Here is a 13,462-nt window from a genome sequence, read left to right as displayed (position 1 = left end):
TATGACCGATATCCGAGCGCTGGATCTAAACCTGCTCAAAGCCTTTGTTGTGCTACTCGATGAATGCAATGTCAGCCGTGCGGCGGTGCGCTTGTCGGTGACGCAGCCTGCCATGAGCGGCATTCTCAACCGTTTGCGCGAGAGTTTCAACGACCCGCTGTTTGTGCGCGTGCAGCACGGTGTGCAACCCACCGACCGCGCGCTTGAGCTTGGGCAGATTGCACGCAAAGTGTTGCAAGATGTCGGCTCGATGCTGTCGCCGCCAAAATTAGAGCCTGAAAAGCTGAACATGACTTTACGCATCGCGGCGATGGATTATGTGCAGCAAATTATCGCCCTGCCCTTGATTTTGCGCTTGCGCCGCTTGGCGCCGAATGTGAAAGTGGCGTTGCTGCCGGTGCAGGGGCAAAACATCAAAACCCTGTTTGAAAAAAATAAAATCGATTTGGCTTTGGTGAGCCAGCAGCATATCAGCGCGGATATGCCGCATACCGTGTTGTATCATGAAGAATATGTATGCGCCATGAGCAAAACCCATCCGATGGCCAAAACCGCGCTTACGCTGGAGCAATTCTGCGCCCTGCCCTTTGCCATGCTCTCTTACAACGGCGGCGAATTCAGCGGCGCCACCGATATTGCGCTGCACAAACTCGGCAGGCAGCGGAAAGTGATGGTGTCGGTGAACCATATTTCGCTGCTGCCCCAGCTTTTGCAGGATTCCGATTTGGTCGCCGTATTGCCGCAACACCTTGCCCGCACGCTGCCGAATGTGCATTTGCAAACGCCGCCGATTGATGTGGAAAGTTTCACTATGTTGATGACGTGGCACGAACGCACCGAACAAGATATGGCGCATCGTTGGTTGCGGGAAGTGTTGCTGGATGTGGTGAAGTAATTAATCCGAGACCTTTGCAGAGCCCCAGATTTGAGTACAGTTCGAAGTAAGCAAACACAGAAAGCGCAGACATATCACAAAGATAGGCAAGCTTTCGAGCAGCGCATAACGAAGAAATGTGCCAAAGATGGGGCGTTTGCAAAGGTCTCGGCCGTCTGAAAGCTTTCCTTAAACATGCTATAGTTCAGCGTTTCATCATTCTTTTTTTTCAGACGGCCTCATATGTCCGATTTCAGCCTTTATCTGATTGCCACCGCGCTGGCCGCTTTATTACTGGGCGCGCTGATGGCATGGCTTTTTACCCGTCATGCCGCGCAAGCGCGGCAGTTTGCGCTGCGCCAACAGCTTGCCGAACGCACGCAGCAGCATGAGTTTGCCACGCAAGCGCTTACCCACACCGAAGCCGAGCTGGCCGACAGCCGCCGCGAAATTCAAGATTTGCACACCGAAATGCAAGAGCTGCACAGCCGCTTTGCCGCCGCCTGCCAGCAAATCGAATATTTACAGCAGCGCGAAGACGAAGCAGGCCGTCTGAAACAGGATTATCAGGATTTGCAGCAAACCGTGCAAAACCTGCAAATCCGCAACGAGCGGCTCTACACCCAAATCGAGCAGGAACGTCAAGCCGCCGACGACAAGCTTCTGCTGCTGACCGAAGCGCGCCAAAGCCTGAGCGATCAATTCCATAATCTTGCCAACCAAATTCTCGAAGAAAAAAGCCGCCGCTTCACTGAGCAAAACCGCGAGCATTTGGGTCAACTACTTCATCCGCTTAATGAGCGTATTCACGGCTTCAGCGAGCTGGTACAAAACACCTACGAAAAAGAAGCCCGCGAGCGCCTGACCTTGGAAAACGAGCTCAAGCGTCTGCAAAGCCTCAATGCCCAGTTGCACCACGATGCCAAAGCGCTAACCGACGCGCTCACCGGCACGCGAAACAAAACGCAAGGCAACTGGGGCGAAATGATTTTGGAAACCGTGCTGGAAAATTCCGGCCTGCAAAAAGGCCGCGAATACATCATCCAAGCCGCCACTACGCGCACAGAAGAAGACGGCAGCACCCGTCGCCTGCAGCCTGATGTGTTAATCAATCTGCCCGACAACAAGCAAATCGTCATTGATGCCAAAGTCTCGCTCACCGCCTACACGCGCTATGTGCAGGCGCAGCAGCCCGATGAAGCCGCGCGCGAACTGGCTGCCCACACCGCCAGCATCCGCACCCACATCAAAGCCTTGTCGCGCAAGGATTACACCGATTTGGAAGGCGTGAACACGCTGGATTTTGTGTTTATGTTTATTCCGGTCGAGCCGGCCTACCTGCTCGCGCTGCAACACGACGGCAACCTGTTTCAAGAATGTTTCGACAAACGCATCATGCTGGTCGGCCCCAGCACCCTGCTCGCTACCCTGCGCACCGTTGCCAATATCTGGCGCAACGAACAGCAAAACCAAAACGCGCTGGCGATTGCTGAAGAAGGCGGCAAGCTGTATGACAAGTTTGTCGGCTTTGTCACCACTTTAGACGGCGTGGGCAAAAACCTCGAGCAAGCGCAAAACCAGTTTCAGACGGCCTACAAACAGCTTACCGAAGGCCGCGGCAACTTGGTCAACCGCGCTGAAAAACTGCGCCTGCTGGGGGTAAAAGCAGGCAAACAGTTGGATAAACGCTTGGTGGAAAATGCGCAAAGCCCCTTAGGGCTGGAGGAATAAGAAGATAGGGCCGCAAGGAAAGCCCGCCGCCCGGCATGATTTTCAGACGGCATCATCCCTTTACCCATCCTTACTTGCCACCCCAATCTTATGTGTTTACACTCAATCCTGATCCCAACGACACTGCAAAGGAGTGAGACATGAGCTTGTTTAAAGACGATAAAGTGGATTTGAGCCAAGTCAAACCGCAACCCTACGAGAGCTTTGACGAGCAAGACCGCAAGCGTGAAGAAGCACGTGAGCGGGCGGCAACGGAAGTGTATGAGCCGTTGACCGATGAGCAACGTCAAATCGTGCGTGAGCAGTCGGGCATCAATCCGGTCGAGCAATTTGTGGAAGATGTGGTCAACGATGTGGCCGGTAATGACCAGAAGTAATGCCAATCCAAATCAATTAAGGCCGTCTGAATCGGATTCAGATGGCCTTTAAACTGTTCTTTTAAAGCATATATGCTGTAAGAATACTATTTGCGCAAGTAGCAGGCGGTTGCGCCTTTGGCACCGTGCAGGCCGGTGTATTCAAAGTGGGCTTCGCTGCCTTTTTGGTGCCATTCCGCGCCCGTACCCCACAGGCCGGTGGTGCCGGTGTAAAGTTCGCCCGAAGCAGCGGAAGCTTGGGTCAATACGGCGCTGCGGTTTTCTACAGTGAGTTTCACTTTGTCTTGACCTAAGTTTTCAACATTGACCGTCATGCCGTTGTTGCACTCAAAGGTCACGGCTTTACTCATGTCGGCATGGTGATGGTGGTGACCGTGATGATGATGGCTGTGGCTGTTGCCACTTTGGGCACAGGCAGCCAACAGGGTAATCGAAGCGGCCAATGCGGCGGCAGTGATGGTTTTCATAAAAACACTCCTTTTCAGTTGCGGTATGCTTATGCATTACCAATAATGAATTACATTCTACTACTTTTCTCTGTAAATTTTATCAGGCCATCTGAAAAATTAGCCTGTAAACGCCAATTGCAAGGCCGTCTGAACCATTATGTTTCAGACGGCCTGATTTCGTTGATAGATTGATGAAATATTATGGTAATAAACAGTAGATTATGCGCATTTATCTACCTATTTGCCGCATATTTTGGCCGTAATGTATTTGCTAAACACAGTAAAAATCTGTTAAAAACCGCCTTACCGATTTTTTCTCATTATAAGGATAACTAAATGTCGATTTTTGCTGCCATCAGCCACCAACTGACGCGGTTTACTGCACCGGTGATTATTTTGGCTTCCATCATCGCCTTTATCGAACCGGCCACCTTTGCCTGGGTAAAGGGCGACACGCAAATTTTGGTGTTGGGCATCATCATGCTCGGCATGGGCATGACCTTGGGTAAAGCCGATTACCGCATTTTGGCGCAACGCCCGTTTGATATTTTTGTCGGCTCGATTGCTCAATACACCATTATGCCGCTGGTGGCGCTGGCGATTGCCAAAGCCTTCAACCTGTCGCCCGGCCTGACTTTGGGCTTGGTTTTGGTCGGCACCTGCCCCGGGGGGTATCTTCCAACATCATGGCGTTTTTGGCCAAAGGCGATGTGGCGTTTTCTGTCGGCATGACCACGGTTTCGACTGTGTTGGCGCCGGTGATGACACCTTTGTGGATGATGTATTTGGTCGGACAAACTGTCGAGATGGACGGCTGGGCGATGTTTAAATTCATGGTATTGGTGACGCTGCTGCCGGTGGTGATCGGTTCGGTGTGCAATATGCTGTTTGAACGCCAAGCCTGGTTTGCCGAAGTGCGTGCGATTATGCCGGGGGTAGCGGTGCTGGCCTTTGCCTGCATTGTCGGCGGCGTGGCCGCAGTACACGGCCACCGCTTTATGGAATCAGCGTTTGTGATGGTATTGGCGATTGCCGCACACAATATTGTCGGCTATGTCTTGGGCTTCTACTCGGGCGCATTGTTCGGCATGACGACGGCGAAAAAACGCACGCTGGCCCTTGAAGTGGGCGTGCAAAACGCCGGTTTGGCCACGGGCTTGAGTGCAAAATTCTTCCCGACCAATGCCGAAGCTGCCGTCGCTACCGCCGTCGCCTGTGTATGGCACTCGGTATCCGGCACAGTATTGGGCAACCTGTTTGCGTGGTGGGATAAGCGTAAAGCGCAATAGTAGGATATTAAATAAGCGATAGAAAGGCCGTCTGAAAGTTATGCTTTCAGACGGCCTTTTGATTTGGTAGGGTGGGTGTCAACCCACCTTTTTCCATTCCCTCTTTCAACCATTGCGGATTAAACATCATGGTGGGTTCACACCCACCCTACCCGTAATGGCTTTTCAGACGGCCTACTATTTATTCAACACATTACTTCGCCGCTTCCAACGCTTGCGATAAATCAGCCAGCAAATCGTCGATATGCTCAATGCCCACGCTCAAACGCACCATGTCGACACCAACACCAGCGGCGGCAAGTTCTTCATCGTTTAACTGGCGGTGGGTAGTGCTGGCTGGATGGGTGGCGAGTGATTTGGCATCGCCGATGTTTACCAAGCGCAAGAAAAGTTGCAGCGCATCGATGAATTTGGCACCGGCTTCGCGGCCGCCTTTGATACCGAAGCTGAGCAAGCCTGAAGCTTTGCCGCCGTAGTCGCGGTCGATTAAGGCTTTATACGGGCTGTCGGCCAGTGCAGGATAATTTACCCATTCTACTTGCGGGTGGTTTTGCAGGAATTCGGCCACTTTCACGGTGTTTTCGCAATGGCGTTCCATGCGCAGGGCAAGCGTTTCCAAGCCTTGCAGCAGTAAAAACGCGCTTTGCGGCGACAAAGCGGCACCGGTGTTGCGCAGCGGCACCACGCGGGCGCGGGCGATGTAGGCTGCGGCGCCGAAGTGTTCGGTGTAGTTCACGCCGTGGTAAGACGGATCGGGCTGGTTGAAAATTTTGTCGAAACGCGGATTGCCGGCCCATTGGAATTGGCCGCCGTCGATAATCGCGCCGCCGATGGTGGTGCCGTGGCCGCCGATGTATTTGGTCAGCGATTGCACCACGATATCGGCACCGTGTTCAATCGGGCGGAACAAAGCCGGAGACGGCACGGTATTATCCACCATCAGCGGCAAACCTTGTGCGTGGGCGGCTTCGGCAAAGGCTTTAATATCCACCACGTTAATCGCCGGATTGCCGATGGATTCGCAATACACCAGCTTGGTGCGCTCATCGGCCAGCGCGGCGATTTGCTCGGGCTTGTCGGCATCGATAAAGCGCACTTCGATGCCTTGGCGCGGCAGGCTGTGGGCGAAGAAATTGTAGGTGCCGCCGTAGAGTGTTTTGGTGGTGATGATATTGTCGCCCGCCTCCACTAAAGTTTGCACGGCATAGGTAATCGCCGCCATACCACTGGCCACGGCCAATGCGGCGATGCCGCCTTCGAGCTTGGCCACACGCTCTTCCAACACGGCAGTGGTCGGGTTCATGATGCGGGTATAGATGTTACCCGGCACGGCCAAGTTAAACAAATCGGCGCCATGTTGGGTGTCATCAAAGGTGTACGACGTGGTTTGGTAAATCGGCACGGCAGCAGCTTTGGTGGTCGGGTCGGAATGATAGCCGGCATGCAGGGCGATGGTTTCTCGTTTCATGTTTTTCCTCTTTATTGAACTAGCACAGTTGCATGAATCTTTTTCAGACGGCCTGAGAGATGGATCGGCCGTCTGAAGACATTCTCTATCAATATTCTTTGTCGCGCAAAGGATAGTTTTTCGGCTGGAGATATTGATTTTTCTTGGCATTAAACGGCAAAACATAAGCCTGATTGCGGTAGGTTTTGCGGCCTTCATAGCCGGATAATGTCAGCTGTAGCGGATAAAAGCCGTTGGTTGCGGGCAAATCGCGACGGATTTTGATTTTGCTCTCAAGATCGCTCAATTTGGCGCGGCATTCACGCATGGCTTTGGCGCCTTCCTCACGATACATTTCACAATTATCGCCATACGCACCCAAATTGTTGTAGCTGGCGGTGAACCAGCTTTCGCTGATGCGCTTGCCGTTGTGGGCATACACAACATAAGCGCTGCCGGCATGACCTTGGTGCATATCACTATGCTCGGTTAAAAAGCCCCAACGACCGGGGCCGAATTCGTGAAACGTCCACAAATCAGCGGAAGGTGCGTTGCCAAACGAGCCCACTGAAGCTTTGGGCTTGGCGGCCACCAATTCCCAATCGTTGCCCGATAAAAATTTCAGCACAAACATACCGGCCAACCCTAACTCAACATGGCTGCCGTCGGGTTTGCCGGTGGCAAAATTAAATCGGTCGCCGGCAAACAGCAAATACATCAGCCGGCCGGAAGCCGTATCGCGCACTTCGGTTTTCACCTGCTTCATGCAGTAAAAAGCATCATCTTTCTGCGCCACAAAACAGCTTTGCGCCCGATAAACTTTCGGATAAAAACGATGCACGATTTCCACCGGTGTTTGCGCCCAAGCAGGCGCACTTAAGGTCAGCGCAAGCGCTGCCCATGTGATTTTGTTCATTTGGTTTCTCCCTTTTGATATAAGGCCGCCTAATTTCAGACGGCCTGTTGATATTATAAATCAATATTACTTTATAACACGCGTTTGAACAAATCCAGCATATTTTGCCATGATTGCTCAGCCGCTTCTTGCTGGTAGCCTAAATCTACACCATTGCGCTCGCCGTTGTGGGTGGCTTTCGGGTTGGTGAAGCCGTGTTTGGCATTGGGGAACACATCAATGTGGAAACGGGCTTCGGCGGCTTCCATTTCGGCGCGGAAGGCTTCAACATCTTCCATGGTCACCAAGGTATCCAGCTCACCGTGTTCAATCAGCAATTCGCCTTTAATCGCGCCTTTTTCCGCCGGTTTGGAAGGCGTGAGATTGCCGTGGAAGCTCGCCACCGCTTTCAATGGCGCACCATTGCGGGCGGCTTCCAATACCACGCGGCCGCCGAAGCAGAAACCGATGGCCACCAAGCGCTCGCCGTCGCTTTCGGCTTGTGCCACTAAGGCATCTAAAGCCAGTTGCGTGCGCTCGGCCAGCAACTCGGGATTATTCACCAGCTTCATCATGTTTTCACCGGCCACGGCGGCATCTCCGGTGAGCATGGCATTGCCGTATAAATCGGTGGCCAGTGCGGCATAACCTTGTTCGGCCAAACGCTCGGCGCTGTTTTTAGCGTGTTCGCTCAAGCCCCACCATTCGGGGGCGACCAACACGGCGGCGGCTTTTTCGCCTTGTGCCGGATAGGCGAAATGACTTTGCAGGGTGGTGCCGGTGCTGTCGGTGTAGCTGACGGTGCGTGTGAGAATGCTCATGATCTTTCCTTTCTCTGATGGTTAGACTTAGGGGATTTGGGTGAGATGAGGCCGTCTGAAAATATACTTTCAGACGGCCTATTCTTATCATTAAACCTCGATTTTACTCAACACATAATCAATGTCTTTGTCACCGCGGCCGGACAAATTCACCAGCAGTCGCTTGCTGCTATCGAGCTCGGCAGCGCGGCGCAAGGCGTAGGCAATGGCGTGGGACGACTCCAGCGCCGGAATAATGCCCTCTTCGCGCGACAGGGTTAAAAACGCATCCAAACATTCTTGGTCGGTGGCGCATTCATAGCGGCCGCGGCCATTGTCTTTCAGCAGGCAGTGTTGTGGCCCCACGCCCGGATAATCTAAACCGGATGCGATGGAATGCACGGCGGCCGGTGTACCGTCTTCTTCTTGCAAATAATAGCAGTTAAAGCCTTGAATGTTGCCAAATGTGCCTTTGGCCATGGTTGCCGCATGGCGGCCGGGTTTGTCCAGACCTTCGCCGGCAGGTTCGACACCGACCAGATTGACCGATTCATCGTCGATAAAGGCGTTGAATAAGCCGATGGCATTTGAGCCGCCGCCCACACAGGCCACCACTTCATCGGGCAAGCCACCGTATTGTTGGGCAAATTGTTCGCGCGCTTCGTGACCGACAATCGATTGGAAATACGCCACCATTTCCGGATAAGGCGCAGGGCCTACCACCGAGCCGATGGCAAACATAGCCGTATCCATTTGCGACAAATACGATTCAAACGCCGAATCCACCGCCTCTTTCAGCGTGCCCGCACCGGCAGACACCGGCACGATTTTCGCGCCCAAAATCTTCATGCGTGACACATTCGGATGCTCTTTGGCGATATCGACCACGCCCATGTGGATTTCACATTCCAAGCCGACCAAAGCTGAAGCGGTTGCCAGCGCCACGCCGTGCTGACCTGCACCGGTTTCGGCAATGACCTTGGTTTTGCCCATTTTTTTCGCCAACAACGCTTCACCGATGCAGTGGTTGATTTTGTGAGCGCCAGTGTGGTTTAAGTCTTCGCGTTTCAAGAAAATTTGTGCGCCGCGTTGCGACAGGCTTTTGGCATGGTAAATCGGGCTTGGGCGGCCGACATAAGTTGCCTGCAGGCGTTTCATCTCGTTGATGAAATCTTCATCGCCGATGATGTTGTGAAACGCGGTGTTTAATTCTTCTAAAGCCTTGGCCAATTCGGGATGGCCGATTTTTCCGCCGTGTTTGCCGAAATTGCCGTCTGAATCCGGCAGAATCATGGGATTTAACTGCTCTTTTGCCATGTTTTGACTGTCCTCTATTATTCGTTTCATTCAGGCCGTCTGAAAATGTGGTGACGGCGAATCCATTTCTATTATAAACGATTTACCTGCGATTTGTTTTCAGACGGCCTCATCAAATGATTTGTTTAAAATCAAAATATTAACACTTACAGACAAGCCGCCATCATTTTTTGCTTGTTTCAGACGGCATTATTTTCTACACTTTAATTACATCCAACTACAACCTCAGGAGAAACGCATGAAACAATTAGCGATGTACATCAACGGCCGCTTTGAAAACGATTTTCAAGGCCAATGGCGCGATGTATTAAACCCATCGACCGAAGAAGTGATTGCCAAAGAGCCGAAAGGCAGCGCGGCCGATGTTGACCGTGCGGTTGCGGCGGCACGTTTGGCGCAAACCGAATGGGAACGCACACCGGCGGTTGAACGTGGCGCGTATCTGCGTAAAATCGCCGACGGCATTCGTGCGCGCGCCGACGAGCTAACCGATACCATCGTGGCTGAAGGTGGTAAAACCAAAGACTTGGCACGCGTGGAAGTGATGTTCACCGCCGATTATCTGGATTATCAGGCCGAATGGGCGCGCCGTTACGAAGGCGAAATTATCCAAAGCGACCGTCCGCGCGAAAATATTTTGCTGTTTAAGCGTCCGCTGGGCGTGATTGCCGGCATTTTGCCGTGGAATTTCCCGTTTTTCCTGATTGCCCGCAAAATGGGTCCAGCTTTGGTCACCGGCAACACCATCGTGGTAAAACCGAGCAGCGTCACCCCGATTAACTGCCATATTTTTGCCGAAATCGTCGATTCAGTCGGCCTACCTGCCGGCGTGTTCAACGTGGTGAACGGTGCAGGCGCGGAAATCGGCAATGCCTTGTCGGCGCATCCGCAAGTCGATATGGTGAGCCTGACCGGTTCGGTTGAAGCCGGCCGCCAAGTGATGGAAGCCGCCTCGCAAAACATCACCAAAGTGTCGCTGGAATTGGGCGGCAAAGCCCCTGCCATCGTGTTGAAAGACGCGGATTTGGATTTGGCGGTGAAATCGATTTTGGCTTCACGCGTGGGCAACACCGGCCAAATCTGCAACTGCGCCGAGCGCGTGTATGTGCACAACAGCGTGAAAGACGCGTTTACTGAAAAAATGATTGCCGCCATGCAGGGCGTGCGTTTTGGCAATCCGGCCGAAGTAGAAACCGGCGCGCTGGAAATGGGCCCGCTGATTGAAGAGCGTGCGGTAAAATCGGTGGCCGAAAAAGTCGAACGCGCGGTGCAGCAAGGCGCAACTTTGGCTTGTGGCGGCAAACGCGCCGAAGGAAAAGGCTTCTTCTTCGAGCCGACGGTGCTAACCAATGTCGACAACAGCATGGACATCATGAAAGAAGAAACCTTCGGCCCAGTATTGCCGATTGCAACGTTTGAAACGCTGGACGAAGTCATCGGTTTGGCCAATGATTGCGAATTCGGCCTCACCAGCTCGGTGTACACCACCAATTTAAACGAAGCCTTCTACGTCACCCGCCGCCTGCAATTCGGTGAAACCTACATCAACCGCGAAAACTTTGAAGCCATGCAAGGTTTCCACGCCGGTTGGAAAAAATCGGGCATCGGCGGTGCCGACGGCAAACATGGTTTGGAAGAATACTTGCAAACCCAAGTGGTTTATTTAGAAACTGATATTTAAGCCTTCTGAATTTGTCGTTTAATCAAGTAGTTTAATCAAAAGGCTGTCTGAAATTTCAGACAGCCTGAGACTTTGCAAAATTCCTTCAAAAGCCAGCATACATAAACCGCCGTCCTTCCCGCGCAGGCGGGAATCCATTTTCGAATATGGCAAGCTATTGAATAAAATGGGCTTCTTAAATTCTGAGATGGATTCCCGCCTGCGCGGGAAGGACGGCGGTTTTGGTTTTTATTAATGATTCATGAGTTTTGCAAAGGTCTCAGCCTTTGTTTATTTCAACACATTAAAAATCATAGCGCACATTCGCCATCACGCTGCGTTCGGCATCCGGGATGTTAAATGTACCGGCCGTACCCACACGGGTATAGTATTTGCGGTTGAAAATATTGTCGGCATTGACCTGCACCTTCAATTTAGGCGTCACTTGATACCCGGCCATCATGTCAAAGGTGGCATAGCCGCCGGTTTTTACGTTTTGGTTCGACTCAAACTTGCTCATCGCGTTGACTCCGCCGCCGACGGTCAATTTTGGCGTGAGTTTGTAAGTTGTCCACAAATTCACCGTGTGTTTCGGCATAAACAGGAAGAACAAATCACCGCTGGTTGACGCGTAAGACGGCGTTTTGATTTTGCTGTTCAAATAGCTGTAACCGGCATGGATGTTCCATTTCGGCGTAATCGCGCCGCTGATTTCGGTTTCCACACCCTGCATCACGCGTTTGGCCAGCGGCAGAGAATAGCTCGAACCGGCAACGGTTGCCGCTGCATTTTTATCCTGCAAACGATACAGCGACACGCGTGTGTTCAGTCGGTCGTTCAGGTAGCTGCCTTTGTAGCCCACTTCCAATTGATTGCCTTCGCGCGGTTTCAGCGGTGTGCCGTCTTCACCGGTTTCCGATTGCGGGCGGAACAAGGTTGAGTAGCTGGCATACAGGCTGCCGGTGTCGGAGAAATCCCATACCGTGCCTAAGTAGCCGGTGAATTTGGTTTGACTGCCTTGGGAAGCTGAAGTTGATGTCGCCATTTGGCGGGTATTGCGGGAGAAGCTGCGGTTGTAACCTGAGTTTTCCTGTTTGTAATGACCGACACGCCCGCCAGCAATCAGCGACCAATCGGTTATCGGGCGGAACACGACTTTGCCGTATGCGCCCAGTTCGCGGGTTTCGTTGTCTGAAATAATATGATTCAAGCTGCCGTTGCTGCGTGCGGTCGCCAAAACATCTTCATAGCCAATAGACGACAGATCGCGGTAGTCGATGCCGCGGCGAAGCGGTGTGCCGTTGTGGTATTGGCCGCGCTCCGTTCTTGAATCGACGGTTTTGTAATCCATACCGACGACAAATTCATTGGCCGTCGCACCCAATGCAAACGGCTGGCTGTAGCTGGCATCAACGGTAAACGCTTTTTGTTCGGCTTCCAAACCCAAACCGGTGGCATTAAACGTATTATTGGCAGGATTGACACCGCTCAGACCAAAGGCATAATTAGAATCTGATTTGCGGTCGGCATAACGCATGCCGATTTTGCCGTAGCCGCCGTTGTCGAAATAATGTTTCAAATCGGCAAACACATCATGGCTTTTCATGTTGAAATCGTTCCAATCCGCGCCGACAAACACGTCATGCGTCACCGGCAGAGTGGTTTTGTCGGTATAGGTCGGCAAGCCGTTGTCGGGTGTGATTTGGCGCTGCTGATAAAGATAGCCCAAGCCGAAGGTGGTGTTTGGGTTGATGTCCCAATCCAGCGCGGCGTAAACCGTTTCGTGATGGTTGTTGTCTTCTGCCGATTTCGGTGAAGAACCGAATGTTTGCGCCATGATACGGCCGCGCACGCTGCCGTCAGCGTTCAGACGGCCTGACACATCGCCTTCGATTTTATATTGCTTTTTAGTGCCGCCACCCGCACCGACATGGGCTTGGAAATCTTTGGTCGGACGCTTACGCACCAAGTTCACAATCCCACCCATTTCACCGCTGCTGTCGAACAAGCCGCTCGGGCCGCGCATCAGTTCCACGCGGTCGAAAGCAAACAGATTGGGCATGGTGCCGTAAATACTGGCCATCGGCGATGATAAACCATCGACATTATATTCGCTGTATTCATAACCGCGCGCATACACGGAAGAGCGGCCGTCGTCATTGGCCAACACGCGCATGCCCGGCGTTTGGCGCGCCAGTTGGTCGAAGGTATCGACATCGCGGTCTTTGATTTGCTGGTCGGTCAAAATGCTGATGGATTGCGGAATATCGCGCAAAGATGCCGGAATTTTGGTGCCGACGGTCACGGCCGATGAGCTGTATTCGTCGTCTTTTTCGGTTGCGATGGCATTATAAGAACGCTGGCCGGAAACATGCACGGTTTCCAAATCCACCGCTTGCTCGGTTTCGGCGGCAAAGGCAACAGATGATAATGCAGCCAACACGGCTGCAGCGGTTAAATTGTGGCGGAACATTTTTCCTCCCAAATATCAACTAATTTTAAATAAATGATAATAATTATATTCTATATTTACTCAATTTATCCTGACAACTGTTGACTGCGTGTTTACATCAAAAATGGTAAAAATACGACATGCAAATTCGATATTGATTGTTTTATAAAG

General features: G+C 52.3%; 10 protein-coding genes and 1 pseudogene. 5 read left to right on the top strand and 6 right to left on the bottom strand.

The window, feature by feature from the left end; genetic code table 11:
* The first annotated feature begins 1 nt into the window (after position 1).
* The 3 genes from ACM67B_RS01230 (at position 2) to ACM67B_RS01220 (ending at position 2,982) form a co-directional block, all read left to right on the top strand.
* The gene (locus ACM67B_RS01230; RefSeq protein WP_416189813.1) at positions 2-895 is read left to right on the top strand and encodes a LysR family transcriptional regulator; all 894 of its coding nucleotides are present in this window, start codon (positions 2-4) and stop codon (positions 893-895) included.
* Positions 896-1,117: 222 nt separating this feature from the next.
* On the top strand, positions 1,118-2,605 hold the full coding sequence (rmuC, locus tag ACM67B_RS01225; RefSeq protein WP_416189812.1) for a DNA recombination protein RmuC: 1,488 nt from the start codon (positions 1,118-1,120) through the stop codon (positions 2,603-2,605).
* A gap of 140 nt (positions 2,606-2,745) precedes the next feature.
* The gene (locus tag ACM67B_RS01220) at positions 2,746-2,982 is read left to right on the top strand and encodes a cytochrome-c oxidase (protein ID WP_416189811.1); all 237 of its coding nucleotides are present in this window, start codon (positions 2,746-2,748) and stop codon (positions 2,980-2,982) included.
* An 86-nt stretch (positions 2,983-3,068) separates the two neighbouring features.
* On the opposite strand, the gene ACM67B_RS01215 is transcribed toward ACM67B_RS01220, so the two are convergent.
* Positions 3,069-3,449 (bottom strand): MliC family protein, encoded by a 381-nt coding sequence (locus ACM67B_RS01215; protein ID WP_416189810.1) that lies wholly within the window; start codon positions 3,447-3,449, stop codon positions 3,069-3,071.
* Between the two features lie 318 nt (positions 3,450-3,767).
* On the opposite strand from ACM67B_RS01215, the pseudogene ACM67B_RS01210 reads away from it, so the two are divergent.
* Positions 3,768-4,720: pseudogene (locus ACM67B_RS01210) on the top strand (bile acid:sodium symporter family protein).
* Positions 4,721-4,913: 193 nt separating this feature from the next.
* On the opposite strand, the gene ACM67B_RS01205 reads toward ACM67B_RS01210, so the two are convergent.
* The 4 genes from ACM67B_RS01205 to trpB form a co-directional block, all read right to left on the bottom strand.
* Positions 4,914-6,188, bottom strand: a complete 1,275-nt coding sequence (locus tag ACM67B_RS01205) for an O-acetylhomoserine aminocarboxypropyltransferase/cysteine synthase family protein (RefSeq protein WP_416189809.1) — start codon at positions 6,186-6,188, stop codon at positions 4,914-4,916.
* Between the two features lie 88 nt (positions 6,189-6,276).
* Positions 6,277-7,083, bottom strand: a complete 807-nt coding sequence (locus ACM67B_RS01200; protein ID WP_416189808.1) for a hypothetical protein — start codon at positions 7,081-7,083, stop codon at positions 6,277-6,279.
* A gap of 71 nt (positions 7,084-7,154) precedes the next feature.
* On the bottom strand, positions 7,155-7,883 hold the full coding sequence (locus ACM67B_RS01195; protein ID WP_416189807.1) for a dienelactone hydrolase family protein: 729 nt from the start codon (positions 7,881-7,883) through the stop codon (positions 7,155-7,157).
* Between the two features lie 90 nt (positions 7,884-7,973).
* Entirely contained in the window at positions 7,974-9,179 is a 1,206-nt protein-coding gene (gene trpB, locus ACM67B_RS01190; protein ID WP_095502514.1) for a tryptophan synthase subunit beta, read from the bottom strand.
* A 238-nt stretch (positions 9,180-9,417) separates the two neighbouring features.
* Here trpB and aldA point away from each other — a divergent pair, with 238 nt between their 5' ends.
* The gene (gene aldA, locus ACM67B_RS01185) at positions 9,418-10,860 is read left to right on the top strand and encodes an aldehyde dehydrogenase (protein ID WP_416189806.1); all 1,443 of its coding nucleotides are present in this window, start codon (positions 9,418-9,420) and stop codon (positions 10,858-10,860) included.
* Between the two features lie 283 nt (positions 10,861-11,143).
* On the opposite strand, the gene ACM67B_RS01180 is transcribed toward aldA, so the two are convergent.
* Positions 11,144-13,312, bottom strand: coding sequence for a TonB-dependent siderophore receptor (locus ACM67B_RS01180; RefSeq protein ID WP_416189805.1), 2,169 nt, complete (start codon positions 13,310-13,312; stop codon positions 11,144-11,146).
* Positions 13,313-13,462 lie beyond the last annotated feature (150 nt).

Origin of the sequence: Neisseria sp. CCUG17229, from assembly GCF_047839235.1 — a bacterium.
Taxonomy (GTDB): domain Bacteria; phylum Pseudomonadota; class Gammaproteobacteria; order Burkholderiales; family Neisseriaceae; genus Neisseria; species Neisseria brasiliensis.
Note: the sequence above shows the minus strand (reverse complement) of the source record. Positions and strands in the feature narration are given on the sequence as shown.

Coding starts and splice junctions, on each gene's coding strand:
- ACM67B_RS01230 (WP_416189813.1), top strand. CDS start 2: ATGACCGATATCCGAGCGCTGGATCTAAACCTGCTCAAAGCCTTTGTT.
- rmuC (WP_416189812.1), top strand. CDS start 1,118: ATGTCCGATTTCAGCCTTTATCTGATTGCCACCGCGCTGGCCGCTTTA.
- ACM67B_RS01220 (WP_416189811.1), top strand. CDS start 2,746: ATGAGCTTGTTTAAAGACGATAAAGTGGATTTGAGCCAAGTCAAACCG.
- ACM67B_RS01215 (WP_416189810.1), bottom strand. CDS start 3,449: ATGAAAACCATCACTGCCGCCGCATTGGCCGCTTCGATTACCCTGTTG.
- ACM67B_RS01205 (WP_416189809.1), bottom strand. CDS start 6,188: ATGAAACGAGAAACCATCGCCCTGCATGCCGGCTATCATTCCGACCCG.
- ACM67B_RS01200 (WP_416189808.1), bottom strand. CDS start 7,083: ATGAACAAAATCACATGGGCAGCGCTTGCGCTGACCTTAAGTGCGCCT.
- ACM67B_RS01195 (WP_416189807.1), bottom strand. CDS start 7,883: ATGAGCATTCTCACACGCACCGTCAGCTACACCGACAGCACCGGCACC.
- trpB (WP_095502514.1), bottom strand. CDS start 9,179: ATGGCAAAAGAGCAGTTAAATCCCATGATTCTGCCGGATTCAGACGGC.
- aldA (WP_416189806.1), top strand. CDS start 9,418: ATGAAACAATTAGCGATGTACATCAACGGCCGCTTTGAAAACGATTTT.
- ACM67B_RS01180 (WP_416189805.1), bottom strand. CDS start 13,312: ATGTTCCGCCACAATTTAACCGCTGCAGCCGTGTTGGCTGCATTATCA.